Genomic DNA, 24610 nt, shown 5'->3' with positions numbered 1-24610 from the left:
AGTCTTGCACAGCCGACGGAGGAGGAGCGAGTGGACCCGACCGGGAGTCCCGCGCACGAGAATCCGCGCCATGGACCCTTCGCAGCAGCGGAGCTGGCCCGGTTCGCCACGGACGCGCTCGTCGCCGAAGGCGTGCCGGCGACGGATGCGGCCCTGCTGGCCGACACGCTGGTCACGGCCGAGCTCTGGGGACACGCGTCGCACGGCCTCCTGCGACTGCCCTGGTACGTCGCGCGCCTGCGTTCCGGGGCGACCGAGGCCGTGACGGCCGTGGAGGTCGTCCGTGACGGAGGCGCCGTCGTGGTGCTGGACGGTCACCACGGGGTCGGCCAGGTCGTGGCCCAGCGAGCCGTCGAGCTCGGCATCGAGCGAGCCCGCAGCCACGGGATCAGCGGGGTGGCCGTGCGGGCTTCAGGGCACTTCGGCACCGCCGCGTACTTCACCCGCCAGGCCGCGGGGGCGGGCTGTGTCGCCCTGCTGGTGACCAACGCCAGCCCCGCCATGGCTCCGTGGGGTGGGCGGGCCAAGGCGATCGGGACCAACCCGTGGTCCATCGCTGCTCCCGCAGGCCGCCACGGCGTGGTGGTCATGGACCTCGCCAACACGGCGGTCGCGCGCGGCAAGGTCTACCTCGCGGCCGAACGCGGCGAGCAGGTGCCCGACGGCTGGGCGGCCGCCGCCGACGGCACCCCGACGACCGACCCCGCCGAGGCCATCGCCGGACTGATCCTGCCGATGGCCGGCCCCAAGGGCTACGTCATCTCGTTCATGATGGACGTCCTCGCCGGGGTCCTCACCGGCAGCGCCTTCGGCGACGCCGTCGCCGGTCCCTACGACCCGAGCCGCCGCAGCGGCGCCGGCCACTTCCTCATCACGATCGACGTCGCGGCGGTGTCGGACCGGGCGGACTTCTCTGCCCGCGTCGAGGCGCTCGTCGACCAGACCCGCGGCGGCGAGCTCTCCGCCTGGGCCGACGAGATCCTCGTCCCCGGCGAGCTCGAGGACCGCAACCGGCAGCGGCTGGCCGTCGACGGCATACCGCTCGCCGCCACCACGCTCGAGGCGTTGGCGACTCTCGCGCGCGAGACCGACGTCGCACCGCCCGCCCCGCTCAGCGACACCACCACCGGACCGGAGGTCCCCGCATGATCGCCCTCGTCGTCTCCCTCGACGTCGTCCCCGGACGTCTCGAGGAGTTCACCGCGGCCATCGCCACGAACGCCGAGCGCTCGTTCACGGACGAGCCGGGATGCCTCTACTTCGACGTCGTCCAGGACCTCTCGGACGACCACCACTTCGTCTTCTACGAGCTGTACGCCGACGAGGATGCCGTGGCGGCCCACCGCGCCGCGCCGCACTTCGCGCACTGGCGAGCCGCGGCCGACCGCTGCGTCGTGCCGGGCAGCCAGGTGAACACCCTTGCCACGCAACGCTTACACCACTCCCAGGCGCAGTCGTGAAGATCCTGGTCCTGCCGGGCGACGGCATCGGTCCCGAGATCACCGAGGCGACGGTGGAGGTGCTGCACGCCCTCGACCAGCAGGCTGGGCTGGGCCTCGAGCTGGAGCGGCGCGACATCGGCCTGGCCGCGTTGGCGGCCAGCGGGTCGACCCTCCCTGACGACGTGCTCGCCCGGGTGCCCCAGGTCGACGGCACCATCCTCGGACCGGTATCCCACTACGACTACCCGCCGCGCGCCGAGGGCGGGATCAACCCGTCCGCCGAGCTGCGCACCCGGTTCGAGCTCTACGCCAACGTGCGGCCATGTCGCTCGGTCGACGGCCTGACCGTGCTGCGCACCCCGATGGACCTGGTGATCGTCCGCGAGAACACCGAGGGCTTCTACTCCGACCGCAGCATGCACGCCGGAGGTGGCGAGTTCATGCCCGACCCCGAGTCGGCGTTCTCCATCCGCAAGATCACCGCCCGCGCTTCGAGGCGGGTGGCCAGGACCGCGTTCGAGCTGGCCCGCACCCGACGCTCGCACGTCACCGCGGTGCACAAGGCCAACGTGCTCAAGCTGTCGGATGGGCTCTTCCTCGACTCGGTGCGCGCGGTCGCTGCCGACTACCCGGACGTCGAGCTGCGCGAGCTGATCGTCGATGCCGCCGCAGCCCGGCTGATCCGCGACCCGGCGTCCTTCGACGTCCTGGTCACCACCAACATGTTCGGCGACATCCTCAGCGACGAGGCGTCCGAGCTCTGCGGGAGCCTCGGCCTCGGCGGGGCGGTCAACGCGGGCGACGACCTCTGTGTCGCACAGGCGCAGCACGGCTCGGCTCCCGACATCGCCGGTCGGGGGATCGCCAACCCGGTCTCGCTCATCCTCTCGGCGGGCCTGCTGCTCGACTGGCACGGTGCCCGCGCCGACCGCCCGGAGCTGCGACAGGCCTGGCAGCACCTCGACCGCGTCGTCACCTCCGTCATCGCCGAGCCCGCCACACGGACCCGCGACCTCGGCGGCAGCCTCGGCACCGCCGACTTCACCGAAGCCCTCATCGCCGCCCTGACCAAGGAGCCCGCCCGTGCCTGACCAGCCGCTCGCCCCCAGCCTGCTGATCCGTCCCGACGACGTCGTCCCCTTCGACCGTGGCAACGGCGTCGTGACCGTCCCCTACGTGGGCAAGTGGAACTGCGGGACCAACCGGGTCACCACCGGGCAGACGCAGTTCCAGCCCGGGACGGGTCTCCCCCTGCACAGCCACAACGTGGAGGAGTCGGTGCTGGTCCTCGAGGGCGAGGCCGTCGCCGAGATCGGGAACGAGCGGTTCGACCTCGTCGCAGGGGAGGCGACCTGGGTGCCGGCCGGCATCCCGCACCGGTTCCTCAACCGTGGCGACGGGGTCATGCGGATCTACTGGGTCTACGGCGGGCGTGACGTCACCCGCACCATCACGGCCACCGGCGAGACCTTCGAGCACCTGTCGGAGAGCGACCGGGGCGGGCTGAGCGCGCCATGACCGCCGCCGACACCACTGCCACGGTCATCACCGCCAACCCGGCGGACGGCACCACGCTCGCGACCTACCCGGCCATGGGTGCCGCGGAGGTCGAGGCGGCGGTGGCGCGCGGAGCCGAGGCGGCCCGCAGCTGGGGCGGCCTGCCCGTCACCGAGCGCGTGGCCCTGCTCGCCCGCCTCGCCGTGCACCTGCGCGCCGACGTGGAGCGGTATGCCGCGCTGGTCACTGCCGAGATGGGCAAGCCGCTCGCGCAGGCCAGGGGGGAGGTGGAGAAGTCCGCGGTCACCGCCGACTACTACGCGGCCAACGCCGAGGCGATCCAGGCCGCCCGGCCGGTCGAGATCGACTCTCCTGCAGGCGTTTCCGCCTTCGTGAGTCCCGAGCCGTTGGGGCTCGTGCTCGCTGTCATGCCGTGGAACTTCCCGGTCTGGCAGGTGATGCGCTTCGCCATCCCCACCCTGGCGGCGGGCAACGGCGTGCTCCTCAAGCACTCGCCGAACGTCACCGGAACCGCCCTGGCCATCGCCGACGCCTTCGAGCAGGCCGGGTTCCCGCAGCACCTCGTGACGGCCCTGGTGCTCGCGGAGCCGGAGGTGCCCGACACGGTGGCACGGTTGATCGCCGACGACCGCGTGGCCGCGGTCACCCTCACCGGCAGCAACCGGGCGGGGGAGATGGTCGGCGCAGCCGCCGGCCGGGCGTCCAAGCGGTCGGTGCTCGAGCTGGGTGGCTCTGACGCGTTCGTGGTGCTCTCGGACGCCGACGTCCCTGCCGCGGCAGCAGCGGCGGTCGGCGCCCGCTTCACCAACTCCGGCCAGAGCTGCGTCTGCGCCAAGCGGTTCGTCGTCGAGGCGCCGGTGGCGCAGGAGTTCATCGAGCTGTTCCTGGCCGGCGTCCGGGACCTCACCGTGGGGGACCCCACCGACCCGGGCACCGCGGTCGGCCCGTTGGCGCGGGCCGACCTGCGTGATGCGCTCCAGCGGCAGGTCGACGAGTCCGTGGCGGCCGGGGCGACGCTGGCAGCGGGCGGGCGCAGCGTGCCCGGTCCCGGGTCGTTCTACGAGCCGACCGTGCTGCTCGACACCGGACCCGGGATGCCGGCCTTCGACGAGGAGACCTTCGGACCGGTGGCGGCGATCGCGGTGGCCGCCGACGAAGGGGACGCGGTGCGGCTGGCCAACGCGACGGCCTACGGGCTCGGACTGAGTGTGTGGAGCCGCTCGACCGAGCGCGCCCTCGGCGTCGCGCGCCGCATCACCTCGGGAGCTGCCTTCGTCAACGCGGTCGTCGCCTCGGACCCACGGGTGCCGTTCGGTGGCACCAAGCGCAGCGGCTACGGCCGGGAGCTCGCCCAGGCGGGCATCCTCGAGTTCACCAACCAGCGCACCTACTGGGTGCAGGCCTGACCCGCACGACCAGTCGGCCCGCGCGACGTCTCGCATCCGAGACGGTATGCCGGGTGCGCACGCTGCGCACGCGGCATACCTCCGCTGCAATGGAGGCATGACGACCACTGCCACCTCCGCGCCCCCGGTCACCGTCGGCACGGGCCCTCTGTCGTTCGAGGACGTCGTGGCGGTCGCCCGTCACGACGCCCGCATCGAGCTCTCCGCCGAGTCGCTGGCCGAGGTGCGCCGGACCCGCAAGGTCATCGAGGCGCTGGCCGACGACACGGTGGCGCACTACGGCGTCTCGACCGGCTTCGGCGCGCTCGCCACCCGACACATCCCCGTGGAGCTGCGGGCCCAGCTGCAGCGCTCGTTGGTGCGGTCCCACGCGGCCGGGTCCGGGGCGGAGATCGAGCGCGAAGTGGTGCGCGCGCTCATGCTGCTTCGCATCTCGACCCTCGCGACCGGCCGGACGGGGATCCGCGAGGAGACGCTGACGACCTACGTCGCCGTGCTCAACGCCGGCATCACCCCGGTGGTCCACGAGTACGGTTCGCTCGGCTGCTCGGGCGACCTCGCCCCGCTGTCGCACTGCGCGCTCGCGCTGATGGGCGAGGGCGTCGTCCGCGACGCGGCGGGCGAGCGGATGCAGACGGCTGACGCGTTCGCCGCGGCCGGGATCACGCCCGTCGAGCTGCGGGAGAAGGAGGGCCTGGCCCTCATCAACGGCACCGACGGCATGCTCGGGATGCTCGTCCTCGCGATCACCGACCTCCGGATGCTCCTCAAGGTCGCCGACATCACCGCCGCGATGAGCGTCGAGGGCCAGCTGGGGACTGACGACGTGTTCGCGGCAGACCTGCACGCCCTCCGCCCCCAGCCGGGGCAAGCCCTGTCTGCAGCGAACCTGCGAAAGCTCATGCAGGACAGTGCGATCCGCGACAGCCATCGCGACCCCGAGGCCTGCACGCGGGTCCAGGATGCCTACTCACTGCGGTGCTCGCCGCAGGTGGCCGGTGGCGTGCGCGACACCGTCGACCACGCTGCCCGGGTGGCCGGTTTCGAGCTCGCGTCGGCCGTGGACAACCCGGTCGTCACCCCCGATGGCCGCGTCGAGTCCAACGGCAACTTCCACGGGGCCCCGGTCGCCTACGTGCTCGACTTCCTCGCCATCGTGGCCGCCGACCTGGCCTCGATCTCGGAGCGCCGCACCGACCGGTTCCTCGACGTCTCGCGCAACCACGGCCTGCACGCGTTCCTCGCCGACGACCCGGGCGTCGACAGCGGCCACATGATCGCGCAGTACACCCAGGCCGCGATCGTGTCCGAGCTGAAGCGGCTCGCCGCCCCGGCCTCGGTCGACTCGATCCCCTCGAGTGCCATGCAGGAGGACCACGTGTCGATGGGCTGGTCGGCGGCGCGCAAGCTGCGTCGCTCGGTCGACGGCCTGACCCGGGTGCTGGCCGTCGAGCTTCTGACGGCGGCGCGGGCGCTCGACCTGCGGGCCCCGCTCACCCCGGCTCCCGCCACCGCGGCCGTGGTCTCGGCGCTGCGCGCCGCCGGCGCCCCCGAGCCCGGCACCGACCGGTTCCTCGCCCCCGAGATCGAGACGGCCGTGCAGCTCGTCGCCAGCGGTGCGGCAGTGGCCGCCGCGGAGTCCGTCACCGGCCCCCTCAACTGACCCCACCCCATACCCCAGTCGTGTGCCTGAGCGCGGTCTATTGCCCGCGCTGGGGCACACAACCTCGATAGGAGAACGACATGGAAGGCGCCCGCCCCGTCCGCGCCCCTCGCGGCACCTCGCTGAGCTCCACCACCCACTGGGGTGCCGAGGCGCCGCTGCGGATGCTGATGAACAACCTCGACCCCGAGAACGCCGAGCGACCCGACGACCTGGTCGTCTACGGCGGCACCGGACGCGCGGCCCGCGACTGGAAGTCGTTCGACGCGATGGTGCGCACCCTCGGCACCCTCAAGCAGGACGAGACCATGTTGGTGCAGAGCGGTCGCCCGGTCGGCGTCATGCAGACCCACGAGTGGGCGCCGCGGGTCCTCATCGCCAACTCCAACCTGGTCGGTGACTGGGCGACCTGGCCGGAGTTCCGCCGGCTCGAGCACCTCGGCCTGACGATGTACGGGCAGATGACGGCCGGTTCGTGGATCTACATCGGCACCCAGGGCATCGTCCAGGGCACCTACGAGACGTTCGCGGCGATCGCCGAGAAGAAGTTCGGCGGCACCCTCGCCGGCACCCTCACCCTCACCGGCGGGTGTGGTGGCATGGGTGGCGCGCAGCCGCTCGCCGTCACCCTCAACGAGGGGGCCTGCCTCATCGTCGACGTCGACGAGAGCCGGTTGCGCCGCCGGGTCGAGCACCGCTACCTCGACGAGGTCGCCGACTCCCTGGACGACGCCATCGAGAAGGCCGTCGCCGCCAAGAACGAGCGTCGCGCGTGGTCGGTCGGCGTGGTCGGCAACGCGGCCGAGCTCTTCCCCGAGCTGCTGCGCCGCGGGGTGCCGATCGACATCGTCACCGACCAGACCAGCGCCCACGACCCGCTGTCCTACCTGCCCGAGGGGATCGAGCTGGGGGACTGGCACGAGTACGCGGAGAAGAAGCCGGAGGAGTTCACCGACCGGGCCCGCGAGTCGATGGCCAAGCACGTGCAGGCGATGGTCGAGTTCCAGGACGCCGGTGCCGAGGTGTTCGACTACGGCAACTCGATCCGTGACGAGGCCCGCCAGGGTGGGTATGACCGTGCCTTCGAGTTCCCGGGGTTCGTCCCGGCCTACATCCGCCCCCTGTTCTGCGAGGGCAAGGGCCCGTTCCGCTGGGCCGCCCTGTCCGGTGACCCGAAGGACATCGCCGCGACCGACCGCGCCGTGCTCGACCTCTTCCCGGACAACGAGCGACTGCACAAGTGGATCAAGGGCGCCCAGGAGCGGATCGCCTTCCAGGGCCTGCCCGCCCGGATCTGCTGGCTCGGTCAGGGCGAGCGCGACAAGGCCGGCCTCGCCTTCAACGAGCTGGTCCGCACCGGCGAGGTGAGCGCCCCGATCGTGATCGGTCGCGACCACCTCGACACGGGGTCCGTCGCGAGCCCCTACCGCGAGACCGAGGCCATGCTCGACGGCTCGGACGCGATCGCCGACTGGCCGCTGCTGAACGCGCTCGTCAACACCAGCTCGGGCGCCAGCTGGGTCTCGATCCACCACGGCGGCGGCGTCGGCATCGGGCGGTCGCTGCACGCTGGTCAGGTCTCGCTCGCCGACGGCACCGAGCTCGCCGCCCAGAAGCTCGCGCGGGTGCTCACCAACGACCCGGCGATGGGTGTCATCCGGCACGTGGACGCCGGCTACGAGATCGCCGAGCGAACCGCGCAGGAGCAGGGCGTCCGCATCCCGATGCGCGAGGGCTGACCCACCCCGGCAGGACCGGTTGCCGCCACGCCCCCCAGAGGAGTACAACGAACAAACAGGGGCAACGGTGGGAGGACGTGTGCAACCGGGCCGGAAGACAAGATTCGTGCTGGGTGCCCTGGTCGCCGTCGGCCTCTCGCCCATGACGGTCGAGGGCTCGGCTGCCGGCGCACCGGCCGGGGCGGTCCTGGCCCCGGCCGCGGTGGTCCCGCCCCCGGGTGACCCGGCCGTGCTCAGACCGGGCGCGCTGGTCCCGCCGGCCCCGGCCCGGGCGGCTTCCGTCGACACCGTCTTCTCCTTCGCCGTCATGCCGGACACCCAGGACGAGGTGGTGAGCAGCGACCCGCGCATGGCCAAGCGGATCTCGTGGCTGGTGCAGAACCGCGCCAGGCTCGACCTGCGCTGGGTGCTGCACAGTGGCGACCTGCAGAACTGGGACACCCCGGGGCACGAGCAGTTCGCCACCACGAGCACGCGGCTGAGCGCTCTCACGACGGCCGGGCTGCCGTTCCTCGCCGCACCCGGGAACCACGACACCGCCGCGGTGTGCCCCGGCGGCTCCGCGTGCCCGGGGGCCCCGACCAGCGTCACGCTCCGCGACACCACCACCTGGAACGCGTACTACCCACCATCCCGCTTCGGGATGCAGGGGGTGTACGAGGCCGGCAAGTCCGACAACGGCTGGCGCACCTTCTCCGCGGGTGGACTGAGGTGGCTGGTGCTCGACCTCGAGCTGTGGCCGCGCGCCGGGGTGGTCTCCTGGGCGCGCAGCGTCGTCGCCACGCACCCGCACCACAACGTCATCGTCGTGACGCACGCCTTCCTCACCTCCACCGGCACGGTCTCCACCAGCACCGGGGGCTACGGCGCGACCTCGCCCAAGGTCCTGTGGGCTGCCCTCGACGACTACCCCAACGTGGTCATGGTCTTCAGTGGTCACGTCGGCCAGGTCATCAACTCCTCGATCGCCGCCCGCGGGGTCGACGGGCACAAGGTGGCGACCTTCCTGCAGGCCATGCACGCCCGCTACACCAACCCGGTGCGGATCGTCACGGTCGACGTCGTCAAGCGCACCCTTCGCACCCAGATCAGGTCCAACTACGACGCCTCGAAGCCGGTCGGCCGGCAGGACGTGGTCACGATCCACCCCTACACCTCCACCATCACGAACATGCGCTGGGTGCGCTGACCGCGTCGCCTCCCCGTCGCGGGAGATCCGGTCCTCCACCGGACGACGTATGCCGGGTGGTGGCCACCCGGCATACGCTCGAGGCACGGGGCGGTGCGACGGCGTGAGGTGACTGTCGATGGGGCGCAGGGCGGTGGGGCGAGGGCTTCTCGCTCGCGGTGCCGTGGTGTGCGCCCTCGTCGGGTCGCTGGCCGGTTGCACGACGCCGACCCGCTCGCCCGCCCCGGCCAGCAGCCCACCACCGGCGAGCACGGCGATCACACCGACCACGGGTGCCGCCCCGACGCCGGAGCCGACGACGGAGCCGACCGCGGAGCCGCTGCCCGCGGTCGAGGACCCGGCGACGACGTTCTCGTTCGCGGTCATCCCCGACACCCAGCCCGAGGTGCGGGCCGACGACCCGCGCACCGACAAGCGCAACGCGTGGCTGGTCGCGCACCGTGGGCAGCTCAACCTGCAGTGGGTGCTGCACAGCGGGGACGTGCAGGACTGGGACACCCCCGACCACCAGCAGTGGGTCAGCATGAGCACGCGGTTCAGGGCGCTCGCGGCTGCCGGGATCCCGTTCATCGCCGCCCCCGGCAACCACGACACCGCGGCGGTCTGCGAGGGCGGGTCGGCCTGTCCCGGCGCGGACACCGCGGTGACGGTGCGCGACACCACGCTCTGGAACACCTACTACCCGCCGTCCTACTTCGGCTTCGAAGGGCTGGCGGAGCCCGGCCGCTCCGACAACGGCTTCCGCACCTTCCGGGCCGGTGGGGACGACTGGCTGGTCCTCAGCCTCGAGATCTGGCCCAGGCCGGGCATCGTCGACTGGGCGAAGCAGGTCGTGGCCTCGCACCCGCACCACAACGTCATCGTCCTGACCCACATGTTCCTCGAAGGCGACGGGTCGATCTCGACGACCAACGGCGGCTACGGGGCGACCACCCCGACGCAGCTGTGGGACGCGCTCAAGGGCTACCCCAACGTCGTCATGACCTTCTCGGGGCACACCGGTCAGGTCGTCTCCGGCTCCACCCCCGCGGCGGACGGGCACCCGGTCGCGATGTTCCTCCAGGCCATGCACGCGCCCGACACCAACCCGGTCCGCATCGTCACCGTCGACACCGCGAAGGGCACCATCACGACCCAGGTGCGGTCGAGCTTCGACCGCTCGAGACCGGTGGGGCAGCAGGACGTCGAGGAGGTCTACCCGTACTCGGCGACGATCACCGGCATGCGGTGGGCGCGCCCCTAGGCGTCAGCCTCCAGACCCGCTGACCTCGGTGAGGTCCGTGACGTCGGCGACCTCGGCGCCGAGGGCGCGCACCACGTCGTCGGCCTGGGCGGTCGCGGCCACGCCGTGTGCCCCGGCCCCGATCGACACCAGGCGGCCCGTGACGGTGGCGTCGGCCACCACGGGGAGGGGGGTGGTCGAGCCGAACGGCGTGATCGTGCCCCGCTCGTAGCCCGTCACCTGCCTGGCCACGGTCGCATCGGGCATCGACATCCGGTTCACGCCGAGCAGGGCGCGCAGCTTGGGCCAGGAGATCTCCCTGCCGCCCGGCACCAGCACGAACAGGTAGTCGTCCTCGGCCCGGCGCACCACGAGGGTCTTGATGATGTCGCGGGGCTCGACACCCCGGGCGGCGGCGGCTTCCTCCAGCGAGCCGACCCGACCGTGCCGGGTGATCCGGTGCTCGATGCCGCTTGCTGCGAGTGCTGCCGAAGCCCGCTGTTCGCCTTCGGTGGGTGTGGCCTCGTCGGTCATGTCGTCATGGTAGGTCCCGGGAAATCACCCTTGTGGGGGTCCCCATCGTGACCATTTCGTGATACTCCTCGAAAACTTGTGCTCCGAGAGGTGTGTGAAATGGGTCGTCACGTCAGCCGGATCCACCGTGCCCGCAGGGTCCGTCGTCTCCGCCGCATCCGCCGCGGGATGGCCCTGGGACTGGTCGGAGCGTCGCTGCTGGCGGGGCTGACGGCACCGGCCTGGGCCGACTCGGTGAGCTGTGGGGCGATGACCGTCCCCGTGCTGCAGCGGGTCAACCCGGAGACCTCCCTGTCGATCGACACCACCTGGAAGCAGGAGGCCGACAACGCCGCGCAGCGGTACGGCTACACCGTCGACCCGGGGGTCGTCTACAAGGCCGCGTGGGACTCGCGCCGCGGTCTCGTCGGCATCCACCGGCTCTACAAGCCCGGTGGTGCCGACTTCCGCATGCTGCCCGCCGGGCCCGAGCTGGACGCCGTCGTGGCGTCCGGCTACCGCGACCAGGGCACCTGGTTCTACGCCTCGGCCGGACGGCGGCTCGGGTGCGTCGCGGTGCACACCTTCGTCAACGGCATCCGGCACCGCACTGCGGCGACCGCGGAGGGCAAGGCCGCGCTCGTGGCGCAGGGCTGGAAGGACCTCGGTCCGAGCTACTGGGCGGCGGCCCCCGACCCGGTGACCCCGCCCACCAGCACCTCCACGCTGCCGACCGCGACACCCTCCACCCCCACGAGCAGCACCAGCACGACCAGCAGCTCGAGCTCGACCAGCACGACGACGGTCCCCACGACGACGATCACCGACCCCACCACCACGACGACACTGACCCCGACCACGCAGCCCACCACCACGACCACGTCGACGACGACCACCACCACGGTCCCGCCGACCACCACCACGCAGCCCACCACCACGACCACGTCGACGACGACCACGCAGCCCACGACCACCACCACGACGACCACGCCGCCGACGACGACCACCACCACGACCCCACCGCTGCCGCCCGACCCGACCCCGGACGGCAGCTTCGGCCTCGCCTGGCTCCCCGACACCCAGGACGAGACCTCCGCCGGTCCCTACTACGACCGGTTCGAGCAGCGCACCCGCTGGCTCGCCGAGAACAAGGACGACCTCGACCTGAAGTTCGTCGGCAGCTCCGGCGACGTCACCAACTGGGGCTGGCTGGTGCCGTCGCAGTTCCAGGTCGCGAGCACCGCGATGCAGACCATCCAGGACGCTGGGCTCCCCTACGCCATGGCGATCGGCAACCACGACACCCGGGCGGTGGGCTGGAACGGCGTCCAGGGCAGCACCGGCTACGGCGGCTCCGCCTACATGTACAACCCGGAGTGCAAGACCCGCTTCCCCGCGAGCGAGTGCCGGTCCGACTACCTGGTGCGGCACACCGAGGAGTTCAACGGCACCTTCACCGCCGGGCGCTACGGCTCGGTCGGCGGCGCCTACGAGCCCGGCAAGGTCGACAACATCTTCTCGACCTTCTCCGCCGGTGGGCACCGCTGGTTGGTGCTGACCCTCGAGCTGTGGGCCCGCCCCGACGTCGTGTCGTGGGCTCGCACCGTGGTCGAGGAGCACCCGCAGCACAACGTGATCATCCAGACCCACGCCTACCTCAGCGGCGACGGAAGCATCATGGGTGACAACGGCGGTTACGGCTCCACCTCACCGAAGTACCTGTGGGACAACCTCGTCTCGCAGTACCCGAACATCAAGATGGTCTTCTCCGGACACGTCGGGGTGCAGGCGACCCGCACCGACGTCGGCGTCCACGGGAACACCGTCTACTCGTTCCTGCAGTGCTTCCACGACAAGACGAGCAACCCGGTGCGACTGCTCGACATCGACCCGGCCGCCGGCACCATCTCGACCCGGATCTACGCGCCGTGGACCAAGACGTCGTACCCCGACTACGCCAAGACCTTCTCGGGGGTGAAGTTCGTCGGCTGACCCACCCCTGCTCGGTCTGGGATCCGAGACGCATTGACCTGACTCCTGCCGTGCGCCGGCCCACCCTGGTGTGGAATGGTCTCGGTGCCGGTTGAGCAGTGCGTCGCGTGGGCGTCGCCGTCGGTGGTGCGCAGAGCTGGAGAGGACGCCGTGAGCTTCGAGTCGATGTGGTCCGACCTGCAGCCGGTCGGACGCAGCGCCCAGAGCGGCGGCTACCGGCGGTTCGCGTGGACGCGCGAGGACCACGACCTGCGCGAGTGGTTCGCCGCCGAGTGCGCTGCGCGCGGGCTGGACCTCACCGAGGACCGGATGGGCAACCAGTGGGCCTGGTGGGGTGACCCCGACGCGGCGGCATCCCGCGGTGCGAAGGGCGTGGTCACCGGTTCCCACCTCGACAGCGTCCCCGACGGCGGGGCGTTCGACGGGCCGTTGGGGGTCGTGAGCGCCCTGGCCGCGGTGGACTCGTTGCGCAGCAACGGTTTCGAGCCGGCCAAGCCGATCGGTGTCGTCAACTTCGTCGACGAGGAGGGGGCCCGCTTCGGTGTCGCCTGCGCGGGCTCCCGCGTCATCACCGGAGCCATGACCGCGCGGCGTGCGCGCAGCCTGACCGACGCCGACGGCACGACGATGGCCGAGGCGCTCAAGAGGGCCGGCCGCGACCCCCACCAGATCGGGCGTGACGACGACGCCCTGCGCCGGGTCGGCAGCTTCGTCGAGCTGCACGTCGAGCAGGGCCGCGGCCTGGTCGACCTCGACCACCCCGTCGCGGTGGGCAGCGACATCTGGCCGCACGGCCGGTGGCGCCTCGACTTCGTCGGCGAGGCGAACCACGCGGGCACCACCAGGCTCGAGGACCGCCACGACGCGATGCTCGGGTATGCCGCGGCGGTGCTGGCCGCCCGCGAGGCCGCCATCACGCACGGTTGCGTCGCCACCATCGGCAAGGTCGCCGTCACGCCGGGCGGGGTCAACGCGATCCCCAGCGCGGTCACCGGCTGGCTCGACGCGCGGGGTGCGAGCCCGCGCGCCGTCCGCCGAGCGGTCTCCGACATCACCGCCATGGTCGAGCAGTCCGGCGGCAAGATCACCCAGGAGTCGTGGACGCCGTCCACCCCGTTCGACGCCTCGCTGAGCGCGCGGCTGGGCACCCGGCTCGGCGGCATACCCGTCCTGGGCACGGGGGCCGGTCACGACGCCGGCATCCTCGCCAACGCCGGCATCCCGACCGCCATGCTCTTCGTCCGCAACCCCACCGGCGTCTCGCACTCCCCGGAGGAGTTCGCCGAGACGTCCGACTGCCTCGAGGGCGTCGCCGCGTTGACCGCCGTGCTCGAGGACCTCGCCGGGGATCCCGCGTGACCGCCGGCCCGACCACCTACTGGGCCGAGCACGCCTGGCTCCCCACGGGCCTGGCCACCGGGGTGCGGTTCGACGTGACCGACGGCCACTTCGCCGCCGTGCACCGGCACGCCCGGGCCGAGGCCGGCGACGTGCGCCTGCACGGCGTGGTCCTGCCCGGCCTCGCCAACGCGCACAGCCATGCCTTCCACCGCGCGCTGCGCGGCCGCACCCACGGTGACGGCGGCAACTTCTGGACCTGGCGCCAGCAGATGTATGCCGTGACGCGGCACCTCACGCCCGACACCTACTTCGCGCTCGCCCGTGCGGTGTTCGCCGAGATGGTGCTGTCGGGCACGACGGTCGTGGGCGAGTTCCACTACCTGCACCACGACGTCTCCGGGCGGCCGTACGCCGACCCCAACGCGATGGGCACCGCTCTCGTCGAGGCGGCGAAGGAGGCCGGCCTGCGGCTTACCCTGCTCGACACCTGCTACCTCGCGGGCGGTCTGTCGGGTGACGGGCACCTCCCGCTCGACGAGGTGCAGCGCCGCTTCACCGACGGCGACGTCGACCGCTGGGCGGCGCGCGTCGCCGCGCTCAGCCCCGACGCGACGACCCGCATCGGGTCGGCCGTGCACTCGGTCCGGGCGGTCCCCCGCGACGCGCTGCGGGCGATGGCCGAGGTCACCCGGGGCCGGACCGTGCACGCCCACGTCAGCGAGCAACCGGCCGAGAACCTCGCCACCCAGATGTACTACGGCGCCACTCCCACCGAGCTGCTCGACGAGGCGGGCCTGCTCGGCGAGCGGTTCAGCGCGGTGCACGCCACGCACCTGAGCGACCACGACATCGAGCTGCTCGGTGGGTCCGCCTCGACGGCGTGCTTCTGCCCCACCACGGAGCGCGACCTCGCCGACGGGATCGGCCCGGCCCGTGCCCTCGTGGAGGCCGGTGCGCGGATCTCGCTCGGCTCCGACCAGCACGCGGTCATCGACCCGTTCGAGGAGGTCCGGGGGCTGGAGATGCACGAGCGGCTCGCGAGCAACGAGCGCGGCCGGTTCACCCCCGACGAGCTGATGACCGCCGCCTCCGTCGACGGCTACCGCAGCCTCGGCTGGTCCGACGCCGGAACGATCGCGGACGGCTCGGCGGCCGACTTCGTCGTCGTCCGCACCGACACGGTCAACACCACGGGCGCCAAGGCCGGCCAGATCCTCTACAGCGCAACGCGATCCGACGTCGACACGGTCGTGGTCGGTGGGCAGGCCGTCGTGGAGTCGGGGCGGCACCGCCTGGGCGACGTGGCGGCCCTGCTCGGCAGGGCACTCGCCGACGTGCGGGACCACCAGTGAGCGCGACCACCGACTCCCAGGAGCTCGGCAGCACCCTCGTCACCGGCATCGGCGAGCTGGTGACCTGCGACGGCAGCACCCCTGACGGCCTGGGCCTGCGGCATGACGCCGCGGTCGTCGTCGAGGCCGGTCTGATCGCCTGGGTGGGGCCGGCGGCGCAGGCTCCGGCCGCCGACCGCGTCGTCGACGTCGACGGTCGCGCGGTGCTCCCGGGTTTCGTCGACTCCCACGCCCACCTCGTCTTCGCCGGTGACCGTGGTGACGAGTTCGCTGCCCGGATGGCCGGCACCCCCTACGACGGTGGCGGGATCGGGGTCTCCGTCGCGGCGACGCGCGCGGCGTCAGACGACCAGCTGCGTGCGCTGGTGGCTGCCCGGGTCGCGGAGATGCGAGCGCAGGGCACCACTACCGTCGAGATCAAGAGCGGCTACGGACTCACCGTGGCGGACGAGGCGCGAGCCCTGCGCATCGCCCGGGAGCACACCCCCGAGACGACCTTCCTCGGCGCGCACGTGGTGCCCCCCGAGCACGCGGGCGACCGCGCGGCATACCTCGAGCTGGTCACCGGGCCGATGCTGGCCGCGGCCGCTCCGCACGCGAAGTGGGTCGACGTCTTCTGCGAGCCGCACTCGCAGCACGCCTTCACCGAGGACGAGGCGCGCTCCGTGCTGGTGGCCGGGCGGCAGGCCGGCCTCGGGCTGCGGGTGCACGGCAACCAGCTCGGGCACGGGCCGGGGGTGCGGCTCGCCGTCGAGCTCGGCGCGGCCAGTGTCGACCACTGCACCTTCCTGTCCGCCGCCGACATCGAGGCACTGGTCGGCGCCTCCGACACCACGGTGGCCACCCTGCTGCCGGGCGTGGAGTTCTCGACCCGTTCGCCCTACCCCGATGCCGCGGGGCTGCTCCGGGCAGGGGTCTCGATCGCGCTCGCGACCGACTGCAACCCGGGCACCTGCTACTCGTCGTCGATGCCGTTCGTCATCGCGCTCGCCGTGCGGGAGATGGGTCTGACGCCCGGTGAGGCAGTCCTGGCGGCCACCGTCGGTTCGGCGAAATCGCTGCGGCGCAACGACATCGGGCGCATCGAGGTCGGCGCGCGGGCCGACCTGACGATGCTCGACGCGCCCTCGCACGTGCACCTGTCCTACCGGGCAGGTGTGCCGATCGCGCGCGCTCTCGACCTGTAGGGCCGGGACCGGCCCTCACGGCGGAGGGGCCGAATCAGGCGTCGCCCTCCTGCATGGCCTTAGGCAGGTGGCCGGCCGACTTCTGGTAGTACTCGGCCGCCTTGCGGGTGGCGATGACCTTGGCTGCGCCCGCGGCCAGGCCGGTGAGGGCGGCGAAGGCGATGGCGTCCTTCCACGGGGTGCGGGGGTCACGCGGGTCGACCACCGCGTCGCGCCCGGCCTTCTTCCACGCCGTCGTGACGAGCTTGTTGGCGACGACACCCGCGAGGATCGCGGACCCGGTCCCGAGCACTCTCCACACCAGTGGTCCCATGTCGTCCGTCTCCGTCCTGTCGGCTGCTGATCGGGGCTGGTGACGTCCTGCCCACGGGCGGGGCGCGCCAAACTCCCACTCACCTGCGGCTCCACCCTGTCACACGAGGGAGTAGTCTTCGACGCGTAACGACAGGGGAGCGCGCGAGCGCTGAGAGTGCGGGAGACCGCAGACCCTCACACCTGATCCGGTTCGCACCGGCGTAGGGAGTCGAGATCTCAGACACCTGTCGGGCGAGTGCGCCACCACAGGTGCCCCTCGTCCCGGCAGCTGTCTCCCCGAGGTATCCACCGGATTCCACGGGAGAAGAACACATGAGCACCACCAACACCCCGGCCGGCTCGGCCGAGACCACCACCCCGACCACCCCGGCCGACCCGGCCGCCTCGGCCGGCGTCCCCTCGGCGCCCGCCCGGCGCGGGAGCATCCGGGCGACCGCACCGCTGTTCGGCTGGCGCACCGTCGACCTGCTGACGGTGACCTTCCTCGCCGTCGCGTTCGGCGTCGCCTACTGGGGCTACGACGCGTTCTACAACAGCCCGTTCGTGAGCGGGCTCAGCTTCGGGTTCCAGCCCCTGTGGGGGCTCTTCGCCGGGCCGTGGTTCCTGGCCGGTGTGGTCGGCGGCCTGGTCATCCGGCGGCCCGGCGCCGCGCTGTTCTGCGAGTTCGTCGCCGCGCTCGTGGCCATGCTGATCGGCAACACCTACGGTGCCAGCGGGCTGCTGAGCGGCCTGCTCCAGGGGCTGGGCGCGGAGGCCGCCTTCCTGGTCTTCGGCTACGGCGCCTTCGGGCTCGGGGCCGCCGTGTTCGCCGGTGCGCTCGCCGCACCGCTCGAAGCCGTCTACGAGTGGTTCACCTGGACCAAGGACTGGTCGTTCGGCTGGAAGCTCGCGTACGGCGCGATCATGGTCGTCTCGGGTGCCGTCGTCGCCGGCGCGGGTGGTTGGGCCCTGACCAAGGCGCTCGCCCGGGCTGGCGGTCTGGGCGCCTTCCCCGCCGGGCAGGAAGTCAGGGAGCGCGGCGCTGTCTGACGCGCCACCCGTCCCGGAGCGGCCGGGTCACGTCGTCGTCGACGGGCTGACCTGGCGACCGTACGGTCGGCGGTCGCCGGTCCTGGCCGACCTGTCACTGGACCTGCCGCCGGGTCAGCGCGTCCTGCTCGTGGGCCCGAGCGGCGCCGGCAAGTCCACGCTCCTGCGTGGGCTCGCCGGTGTCCTCGGGACCGCCGACGCCGGCGAGCTCGCGGGGACGGTGCGCCTCGACGGCGCGCCCCCGGGCGACCGGGCCGGCGCCGTGGGCCTGGTGCTCCAGGAACCGGGTGCCGGCGTGGTGTCCGCGACGATCGGCCGGGACGTCGCGTTCGGCCTGGAGAACATCGGTGTGCCGCGGGCGGAAATGCCCGCGCGCGTCGCCGCGGCGCTGGCCGCCGTGCGGCTCGGGATGCCGACGGACACCCCGACCAGCGCGCTGTCGGGCGGGGAGCAACAGCGGCTCGCGCTGGCCGGTGCGCTGGCGCTCGAGCCGACCCTGCTGCTGCTCGACGAGCCCACCGCCATGCTCGACCCCGAGAGTGCTGCCTCGGTCCGGGCCAGCGTCGAGGTGGCCGTCCGGGCCCGACGCCTCACCACGGTGGTGGTGGAGCACCGGCTCGGTCCGTGGCTGGACTTCGCCGACCGTCTCGTCGTGCTCGACACGGTGGGTCGGGTCACGGCAGACGGCCCGCCTCAGCGGGTGCTCGACGAACGCGGGGACGAGCTGGTGGCGCAGGGGATCTGGGTGCCCGGGCGACCGGACCCGACACCGCGGAGGGTGCCGGTCGGGACGTTCGGGGCAGCGGTGCTCGGCGCCAACATCGTCGCCGACCAGGGGCGCTCGGTCACCGTGACCAGGACCGTTCGACGGCTCGACGGGTCGAGCCGTACCACGGTCGCCGTGCAGGATCAGGACCTCGACGCCCGGGCCGGGCAGCTGCAGGCGCTGGTCGGTCCGAGCGGCTCGGGCAAGTCGACCCTCCTGCTCGCCCTGGGTGGGCTCCTGGCCGTCGACGGCGGCCAGGTGCGAGCACACCCCGACCTCGCCGTCGACGACGTGCGGGACCCGCGCCGCTGGTCGACCACCGACCTCGCCGAACGGCTGGCGTGGGTGCCGCAGTGGGCCAGCTCGACGATCGTCGCCCACACCGTCCTCGACGAGGTCATGACGACCTCGCGTGCGGTCGGGCTGGTCGAGTCCGAGGCGCTGTCCCGCGCCCGGGCGCTGCTGGACCTCCTCGGCCTCGCCCACCTCGAGAACGCCGACCCGCGCCACCTCTCCGGAGGTGAGCAGCGTCGTCTCGCGATGGCCTCCGCAGTGGTGCACCAGCCCGCCGTCCTGCTGGCCGACGAACCCACCGTCGGGCAGGACCGCCTCACCTGGGCGGCGGTGACGGGGATCCTCGACACGCTGCGCGACGCCGGCTCGGCCGTGGTCGTGTCCACCCATGACGATGCGGTGGTCGCCGCGGCCGACCGGGTGACGACCCTCACCCGGCCGGCGCAGCCGCCCACCGAGCCCGCGGCGCGCCGCCCACTGGTCGCGCACGCAGGTCCGTTGTCGCTGCTGCTGGGCGCCATGCTCGCGGTGCCGGCCGGGATCGTCTCGCCGCACTGGCAGGTCAGCCTCGCCGTCCTCGGCACGCAGGTGCTCCTGGCCCTGGTCGGCCTGACCTCGACCGGGAGCGGGCCGCGCCCACGCGGACGGCTGCGGGCGGTCCTGCTGAGGCTCTCACCCGGGCTGGTCGCGTCGGTCTCGGTCGCCTGGTCGACCTGGCTGCTCGGGGGTCACGACGTCGGCCTCGCAGCCACCGCGGCCCTGCGCGTCCTCATCATCGTCTTCCCGTCCGCGGTGCTGGTGCCCCACATCGACGCGGATGCTCTGGGCGACCACCTGGCCCAGCGGCTGCACCTCCCGGCCCGACCGGTCGTCGCGCTCTCCGCTGCGCTGCAACGGATCCACACGTTCGGCGAGATCTGGTCGGAGATCGCCCGCGCCCGTCGGGTGCGCGGCATCGGCCCCTCGCGCAGGTCTGCGGTGTCGTTGGCCCGCGAGGCGTGGGCGCTCACCATCGGCATGCTCGTCCGGTCCCTGCAAGCCGCCGCCGCGCTCGCGGTGGCCATGGACGCGAGGGGCTTCGCCACGGCATACCGACGCACGTGGGCGGCCACCGCGCCGTGGCGACCGGCGGACGGGCTGGTCGTCGTCGCCAGCCTGGTGCCCCTGGCTGTCGCGCTGTTCGTCCGCTGATCTCTGTCTCATCGGGACTGTCGAACTTCGCGGCAGGCTCAGGCCCCGACGAGACCCCTTGCGGCGCGCTGGCGACGGGAGCAGGGTGAGCCCATGAACCGTGTCAGCGACGCCGCGGGGCCCTCCGCACCGGAGCAGATCCGCAACGTGGTCCTGGTGGGAGCGAGCGGGGCCGGCAAGACGGCACTGTTCGAGCAACTCGTGGCGGCCCGGATCCCGGGCCGCCGCGCTCGTGAAGGAGGCGATCTCGCGGCGACGCTGTCGCTCACCGCCGCCTCGATCCCGAGCGGGGAGGTGACCCTCAACCTGCTCGACACCCCAGGCCACCCCGACTTCATGGGCGAGGTGCGCGCCGGCCTGCGGGCCGCCGACGCCGCGGTCTTCGTCGTGTCCGCCGCGGACGGGGTCGACGAACCGACCCGGCTGCTGTGGCGCGAGTGCGATGTGCTCGGTATGCCGCGGGCGGTCGCCGTCACGCGGCTCGAGCAGGCGCGGGCGGACTTCGAGTCGACCGTTGACGGGTGCCAACGCGCGTTCGGCGACGCGGAGCCGCTGGCGCTGCCACTCATCGTCGACGGAACGGTCACCGGTCTGTTGAACCTGTTGCGGCGCACCGTCACCGAGCGGTCGGGAGGTGGTGACGTCGACCGCGAGCCCACCACCGACGAGGGCGAGCTGATCGACGCCCAGCGCGGCGAGCTGATCGAGTCGGTGATCGAGGAGTCCGAGGACGAAGGGCTCCTCGAGCGCTATCTGGGGGGTGAGGAGGTGGACACCGAGGCGGTCTCCGCCGACCTGCGACTGGCGATCGCGACCGCACGGTTCTTCCCGGTCCTGCCCACCCACGCACCGAACGGCGTCGGGGTCGAGGCGCTCCTGGAGCTGTGCGAGAAGGGCTTTCCCTCACCGGTCGGCGCCGCGGTGCCGACCGTCTACACCCCCGCGGGCGGCGACTTCGGCGCCGTGACGTGCGACCCGGCCGGGCCGCTCGTGGCCGAGGTGGTCCACACGACGACCGATCCGTTCGTCGGTCGGCAGTCGCTGGTGCGGGTCTTCTCGGGGACCTTGCGACCTGACGAGCCGGTGCACATCTCGGGTCACCTCCAGCACTTCGCGAGCCACCTCGTCGACGAGCACGCCGACCACGACACCGACGACGAACGGATCGGCCCGCTCGCCGCCCCGGTCGGTGACGAGACCCGACCCCGCTCCGCGGGCATCGCCGGCGACGTGGTCGTGGTCGCCAAGCTGGCGGGCGCGGAGACCTCGGACACCCTGTCCCGCAAGGAGAAGCCGGCCCTGGTGGAGCCCTGGCTGCTGCCCAACCCGCTGCTGCCGGTGGCGATCCACGCCAAGTCCAAGGGTGACGAGGACAAGCTCGCCAGCGCACTCCAGCGCCTCGTCGCCGAGGACGTGACGATGCGCCTCGAGCACAACGCCGAGACCCACCAGCTGGTGCTGTGGGCCATGGGTCCGGCGCACGTCGACCAGCTGATCGGCACGCTCGACTCCCGCTACCACGTGGCTGTCGAGGTCGAACCGGTCCGCACCTCGTTGCGTGAGACGTTCGTGCGGCCGACCAAGGTGCAGGGCCGGCTCGTGAAGCAGTCCGGGGGGCACGGCCAGTACGCGGTCTGCCACCTCGAGATCGAGCCGCTCGAGCGTGGCGCCGGGATCGAGTTCGTCGACAAGGTCGTGGGTGGCGCAGTGCCCCGCAACTTCATCCCGTCGGTGGAGAAGGGCGCACGGCACCAGCTCGAGAAGGGGGTGCTGGCCGGCTACCCGGTCGTGGACGTGCGGATCACGCTCGTCGACGGCAAGGCCCACTCGGTCGACTCCTCGGACATGGCCTTCCAGACCGCCGCCGGGATGGCCTTGCGCGAGGCGGCCAACGACTCGACGGTGGCGATGCTCGAACCGGTCGACGAGGTGCACATCGAGGTCGGCGACGACGCCGTCGGCGGGGTCCTGGCTGACCTGCGAGGGCGTCGTGGTCAGGTGCACGGCACCGAGCCGGCCGAGGTCGCCGGCCGCACCGTGATCCACGCCGAGGTCCCCGCTCACGAGCTGGCTCGCTACCCGGTCGACCTGCGGTCGGTCTCGCACGGCACCGGCAGCTTCACCCGCAGCTTCGTCCGCTACGACTACATGCCACCCGCCCTGGCCCGCGAGCTCACGGCCCCCTGACCCCCTCCGGTCTTTCCCCGCAATACGGCAGTTGCGTCCCCGTCCGCCCAGCAATTGCCGGGCGGAAGTCCACGCAATCGCCGTTTTGCGCGGCCCAGTCAGTCGAGGGTGATCAAGGGCGTCTCGGTGCGGCCACGGCGCACGAGGTAGCCGTGCCAGAGCAGGCGCGAGGCCGTCGAACGGTGCGGTCGCCAACGCTCGCCGAGCAGCTCCAGCCCGGCCTGGTCGGGCACCTCGTCGAGGCCGAGGGCCTCGGCGGCGGCGACCTGGAGGGCGCGGTCGCCGACCGGCCAGAGATCGGGTCGTCCGAGGCAGGCGAGGAGGTAGACGTCGGCGGTCCAGCGCCCGATGCCCGGCAGCGCGGTGAGCGCGCGCCGCACCTCGTCGTCGGACAGGTCGGCCAGCCCGGGCAGGTCGAGCTCGCCGCCCACGACCGCGGACGCCAGCGCGCGCAGGTAGCGGTCCTTCTGGCGCGACACCCCGTCCGCGCGCAGCTCCTCGGGGGTGGCCGCCAGGAGCGCGGCCGGCTCCATCGCGCCAAGCCGTTCGAGCACCTTGCGGTAGGCGGCTGCGGCGGACGCCAGTGACACCTGCTGCTCGAGGATGAACAGCACCAGGCTGGGAAAGCCGGGTGGCCGCAACCACAGCGGAGGTATGCCGTGCGCCGCCACCAGCGCGGCGAGGTCGGGGTCGTGGGCGGTCAGGTCCGCGACGGTGCGCGCGAAGAGCCGGTCGTCCACGCGGCGACGCTATCCGAGCGGTCGGGTCACCCGGCCACCCGACCGGTCCGCAGCCGACGCCGCTCGTCGCGCAGCGCCTGGAGCTCGGCCCAGTAGCTCACGGTGGTCCCCGTGCCGGCGATTGGGTCGGTGTCCGCCGCTGCGGCCTCCGCCGGGCGCGCGGGAGCGACGGGGGAGGGAACCACCCGCAGGTGGGACGAACGCTTCTCGGCCATGGCGCACACGGTAGAACCCGCCACCGACAGCGCACCGTCAGGTCGAGAGTGCGCGACACGCTGACCGACGAGGTCACCTGTCCGCGTGTCGTGCACTCTCGACTCGCGGAGGCGCACTCACGGGCCGAGCCCCGCGGCATACCGGGTGGTCAGGAGTCGGGGACGAGCCCGTCGAGCGACTCCGCGATGACCACCGCGCCGTCGCCCGCCGCGAGGCGGAAGTCGGCCGCCGGGTTGGTCACCCGCATCCCGCCACGCGTGACCGCGAGCAGCGTCGCGCGGTGCTCGCTGCGCAACCGGGCGGAGACCTCGTCGGGAGTGAGGTCGGCGTAGTCGTCGGGCAGCGCGACCCGGTAGAGCTCGGACCCCTCGCCGCCGGAGACGATGTCGGTGACCAGCGAGGCGAGCCCGGGGTAGAGCGCCGATCGGGCCAGCAGTCGCGACGCGAGTCGCGAGGTCACCAGGATCTCGTCGGCCTTGGCCCGCTCGAAGTGCTCGACGTGGCGGGGGTTGTTGACCTCGACCACGGTGCGCACCTGCGGCGCGAGCGACTCGATGGCGAGGACGGTGAGGATCGAGCGCATGTCGGAGTCGTTGGAGGTGTCGGCGGGGAAGACGATCGCCGCCGCGGCCTCCTCGATCCCGGCCCGCTTGAGGTCCTCCGCGCTGGTCACGTCGCCCCGCACGAAGTAGACGCCCATGCCGCCCGGGTTGTGCTCGGCCTCGTGCAGCAGCACGATCTTCGAGGGGAACTCGTCACCGCTCAGCTCGTCGATGAGCTCGCGGGCGGTGGGGTTCCACCCGCAGACGACGATGTGGTCCTGGTAGCCGGCGGCACCCATGCCCTGGCCCTCCTTCAGGAGGAAGTCGATGACGAAGCCGACGATCGCGGCGGTGAGGGCCGCGACGATCGCGACCCCGAAGAAGGCGAGCAGCCAGCCGATGACCTGGCCACCCGGGCTCTCGACGTAGCTCGCGTCGCCGGAGCCGATCACCGTGGTGACGGCCCAGTAGAGCGAGTCGCCGAACCCGCGGATCGACCGCTTGGGCGCCTCGAGCAGGCTGACGAGCGTGGATGCCAGCACGACGAAGCCGAGCAGCGACAGCGCGAGCGTCCGGAAGAAGTGCAGGTCGAGCCCCGCCCCCATCCGCCGGCCGTGGAACGCGACCCGTCGCACGATGGGCAGCTGGACGAGCGGCTGGAACGGCGCAGCCAACACCCGCTTCACGACCCGGCGCATCCCGTCATGGTGACGGCACGGCACGCCCGTCCGGATCCGTCATCCGGCGGAGTCGGTCAGGTGGCGCC

21 protein-coding genes and 1 riboswitch are annotated in these 24610 nt (G+C 72.5%); of the genes, 16 read left to right on the top strand and 5 right to left on the bottom strand.

Features of this window, described 5'->3' with window-relative positions; all coding sequences use genetic code 11:
• Positions 1-30 precede the first annotated feature (30 nt).
• The 9 genes from BLQ34_RS13350 (at position 31) to BLQ34_RS13310 (ending at position 10200) form a co-directional block, all read left to right on the top strand.
• On the top strand, positions 31-1149 hold the full coding sequence (locus BLQ34_RS13350) for an Ldh family oxidoreductase (RefSeq protein WP_231961156.1): 1119 nt from the start codon (positions 31-33) through the stop codon (positions 1147-1149).
• Complete coding sequence (locus tag BLQ34_RS13345; protein WP_091786399.1) at positions 1146-1460, top strand: putative quinol monooxygenase; 315 nt, start codon at positions 1146-1148, stop codon at positions 1458-1460. The genes BLQ34_RS13350 and BLQ34_RS13345 overlap by 4 nt, the downstream gene beginning before the upstream one ends.
• Positions 1457-2533 carry an isocitrate/isopropylmalate dehydrogenase family protein gene (locus tag BLQ34_RS13340; RefSeq protein WP_091786396.1) on the top strand — a complete coding sequence of 359 codons (1077 nt, stop codon included), beginning with the start codon at positions 1457-1459 and terminating at the stop codon, positions 2531-2533. The genes BLQ34_RS13345 and BLQ34_RS13340 overlap by 4 nt, the downstream gene beginning before the upstream one ends.
• Positions 2526-2960 (top strand): cupin domain-containing protein, encoded by a 435-nt coding sequence (locus BLQ34_RS13335; protein WP_091786393.1) that lies wholly within the window; start codon positions 2526-2528, stop codon positions 2958-2960. The genes BLQ34_RS13340 and BLQ34_RS13335 overlap by 8 nt, the downstream gene beginning before the upstream one ends.
• Entirely contained in the window at positions 2957-4366 is a 1410-nt protein-coding gene (locus tag BLQ34_RS13330) for an aldehyde dehydrogenase family protein (RefSeq protein WP_091786390.1), read from the top strand. The genes BLQ34_RS13335 and BLQ34_RS13330 overlap by 4 nt, the downstream gene beginning before the upstream one ends.
• Before the next feature lie 97 nt (positions 4367-4463).
• The gene (gene hutH / locus BLQ34_RS13325) at positions 4464-6029 is read left to right on the top strand and encodes a histidine ammonia-lyase (RefSeq protein ID WP_091786387.1); all 1566 of its coding nucleotides are present in this window, start codon (positions 4464-4466) and stop codon (positions 6027-6029) included.
• 80 nt (positions 6030-6109) lie between these two features.
• The gene (gene hutU, locus BLQ34_RS13320; RefSeq protein ID WP_091786384.1) at positions 6110-7768 is read left to right on the top strand and encodes a urocanate hydratase; all 1659 of its coding nucleotides are present in this window, start codon (positions 6110-6112) and stop codon (positions 7766-7768) included.
• Between the two features lie 106 nt (positions 7769-7874).
• Complete coding sequence (locus BLQ34_RS13315; protein WP_091786381.1) at positions 7875-8957, top strand: metallophosphoesterase; 1083 nt, start codon at positions 7875-7877, stop codon at positions 8955-8957.
• 166 nt (positions 8958-9123) lie between these two features.
• Positions 9124-10200: a metallophosphoesterase gene (locus BLQ34_RS13310; RefSeq protein WP_157693048.1), complete on the top strand. Its 1077-nt coding sequence runs from the start codon at positions 9124-9126 to the stop codon at positions 10198-10200.
• A gap of 3 nt (positions 10201-10203) precedes the next feature.
• Here the strand turns inward: BLQ34_RS13310 and BLQ34_RS13305 are convergent, their stop codons facing one another.
• Complete coding sequence (locus tag BLQ34_RS13305) at positions 10204-10713, bottom strand: aminoacyl-tRNA deacylase (RefSeq protein ID WP_091786375.1); 510 nt, start codon at positions 10711-10713, stop codon at positions 10204-10206.
• Between the two features lie 99 nt (positions 10714-10812).
• Here BLQ34_RS13305 and BLQ34_RS13300 point away from each other — a divergent pair, with 99 nt between their 5' ends.
• The 4 genes from BLQ34_RS13300 (at position 10813) to hutI (ending at position 16564) form a co-directional block, all read left to right on the top strand.
• Positions 10813-12684 carry a metallophosphoesterase gene (locus tag BLQ34_RS13300; RefSeq protein WP_157693047.1) on the top strand — a complete coding sequence of 624 codons (1872 nt, stop codon included), beginning with the start codon at positions 10813-10815 and terminating at the stop codon, positions 12682-12684.
• Between the two features lie 150 nt (positions 12685-12834).
• Positions 12835-14043 (top strand): allantoate amidohydrolase, encoded by a 1209-nt coding sequence (locus BLQ34_RS13295; protein WP_269457293.1) that lies wholly within the window; start codon positions 12835-12837, stop codon positions 14041-14043.
• Entirely contained in the window at positions 14040-15377 is a 1338-nt protein-coding gene (locus tag BLQ34_RS13290; RefSeq protein WP_091786370.1) for a formimidoylglutamate deiminase, read from the top strand. Before BLQ34_RS13295 ends, BLQ34_RS13290 begins: the two co-directional genes overlap by 4 nt.
• Positions 15374-16564, top strand: coding sequence for an imidazolonepropionase (gene hutI / locus BLQ34_RS13285; protein WP_091786368.1), 1191 nt, complete (start codon positions 15374-15376; stop codon positions 16562-16564). The genes BLQ34_RS13290 and hutI overlap by 4 nt, the downstream gene beginning before the upstream one ends.
• Before the next feature lie 34 nt (positions 16565-16598).
• On the opposite strand, the gene BLQ34_RS13280 is transcribed toward hutI, so the two are convergent.
• Positions 16599-16877 carry a DUF4235 domain-containing protein gene (locus tag BLQ34_RS13280; RefSeq protein ID WP_091786365.1) on the bottom strand — a complete coding sequence of 93 codons (279 nt, stop codon included), beginning with the start codon at positions 16875-16877 and terminating at the stop codon, positions 16599-16601.
• A gap of 123 nt (positions 16878-17000) precedes the next feature.
• A riboswitch (TPP riboswitch) is annotated at positions 17001-17103 on the top strand.
• 88 nt (positions 17104-17191) lie between these two features.
• On the opposite strand from BLQ34_RS13280, the gene BLQ34_RS13275 reads away from it, so the two are divergent.
• From BLQ34_RS13275 to BLQ34_RS13265, 3 genes are all read left to right on the top strand, one after another.
• Entirely contained in the window at positions 17192-17908 is a 717-nt protein-coding gene (locus tag BLQ34_RS13275; RefSeq protein ID WP_091786362.1) for an ECF transporter S component, read from the top strand.
• A complete protein-coding gene (locus BLQ34_RS13270; protein ID WP_407946410.1) occupies positions 17850-20159 on the top strand; it encodes an ATP-binding cassette domain-containing protein in 2310 nt (769 codons plus the stop codon). The genes BLQ34_RS13275 and BLQ34_RS13270 overlap by 59 nt, the downstream gene beginning before the upstream one ends.
• 93 nt (positions 20160-20252) lie before the next feature.
• On the top strand, positions 20253-22346 hold the full coding sequence (locus BLQ34_RS13265) for an elongation factor G-like protein EF-G2 (protein WP_091786356.1): 2094 nt from the start codon (positions 20253-20255) through the stop codon (positions 22344-22346).
• 98 nt (positions 22347-22444) lie between these two features.
• Here BLQ34_RS13265 and BLQ34_RS13260 read toward each other — a convergent pair whose 3' ends face one another.
• The 3 genes from BLQ34_RS13260 to BLQ34_RS13250 form a co-directional block, all read right to left on the bottom strand.
• A complete protein-coding gene (locus BLQ34_RS13260) occupies positions 22445-23086 on the bottom strand; it encodes a DNA-3-methyladenine glycosylase family protein (RefSeq protein ID WP_091786353.1) in 642 nt (213 codons plus the stop codon).
• A gap of 26 nt (positions 23087-23112) precedes the next feature.
• Positions 23113-23301 (bottom strand): hypothetical protein, encoded by a 189-nt coding sequence (locus BLQ34_RS13255; protein WP_091786350.1) that lies wholly within the window; start codon positions 23299-23301, stop codon positions 23113-23115.
• Between the two features lie 149 nt (positions 23302-23450).
• On the bottom strand, positions 23451-24542 hold the full coding sequence (locus BLQ34_RS13250; protein ID WP_091786345.1) for a potassium channel family protein: 1092 nt from the start codon (positions 24540-24542) through the stop codon (positions 23451-23453).
• Between the last annotated feature and the right edge of the window lie 68 nt (positions 24543-24610).

The organism is Pedococcus dokdonensis, assembly GCF_900104525.1.
GTDB lineage: Bacteria > Actinomycetota > Actinomycetes > Actinomycetales > Dermatophilaceae > Pedococcus > Pedococcus dokdonensis.
The sequence above is the reverse complement of the archived record's forward strand: the minus strand, read 5'-3'. Positions and strand labels throughout refer to the sequence as shown.

Excerpts from the sequence above, each read along its gene's own strand:
- BLQ34_RS13275 (WP_091786362.1), top strand. The coding sequence starts at position 17,192 with ATGAGCACCACCAACACCCCGGCCGGCTCGGCCGAGACCACCACCCCG.
- BLQ34_RS13280 (WP_091786365.1), bottom strand. The coding sequence starts at position 16,877 with ATGGGACCACTGGTGTGGAGAGTGCTCGGGACCGGGTCCGCGATCCTC.
- BLQ34_RS13265 (WP_091786356.1), top strand. The coding sequence starts at position 20,253 with ATGAACCGTGTCAGCGACGCCGCGGGGCCCTCCGCACCGGAGCAGATC.
- BLQ34_RS13330 (WP_091786390.1), top strand. The coding sequence starts at position 2,957 with ATGACCGCCGCCGACACCACTGCCACGGTCATCACCGCCAACCCGGCG.
- hutU (WP_091786384.1), top strand. The coding sequence starts at position 6,110 with ATGGAAGGCGCCCGCCCCGTCCGCGCCCCTCGCGGCACCTCGCTGAGC.
- BLQ34_RS13300 (WP_157693047.1), top strand. The coding sequence starts at position 10,813 with ATGGGTCGTCACGTCAGCCGGATCCACCGTGCCCGCAGGGTCCGTCGT.
- BLQ34_RS13250 (WP_091786345.1), bottom strand. The coding sequence starts at position 24,542 with ATGCGCCGGGTCGTGAAGCGGGTGTTGGCTGCGCCGTTCCAGCCGCTC.
- BLQ34_RS13305 (WP_091786375.1), bottom strand. The coding sequence starts at position 10,713 with ATGACCGACGAGGCCACACCCACCGAAGGCGAACAGCGGGCTTCGGCA.
- BLQ34_RS13345 (WP_091786399.1), top strand. The coding sequence starts at position 1,146 with ATGATCGCCCTCGTCGTCTCCCTCGACGTCGTCCCCGGACGTCTCGAG.
- BLQ34_RS13255 (WP_091786350.1), bottom strand. The coding sequence starts at position 23,301 with ATGGCCGAGAAGCGTTCGTCCCACCTGCGGGTGGTTCCCTCCCCCGTC.
- hutH (WP_091786387.1), top strand. The coding sequence starts at position 4,464 with ATGACGACCACTGCCACCTCCGCGCCCCCGGTCACCGTCGGCACGGGC.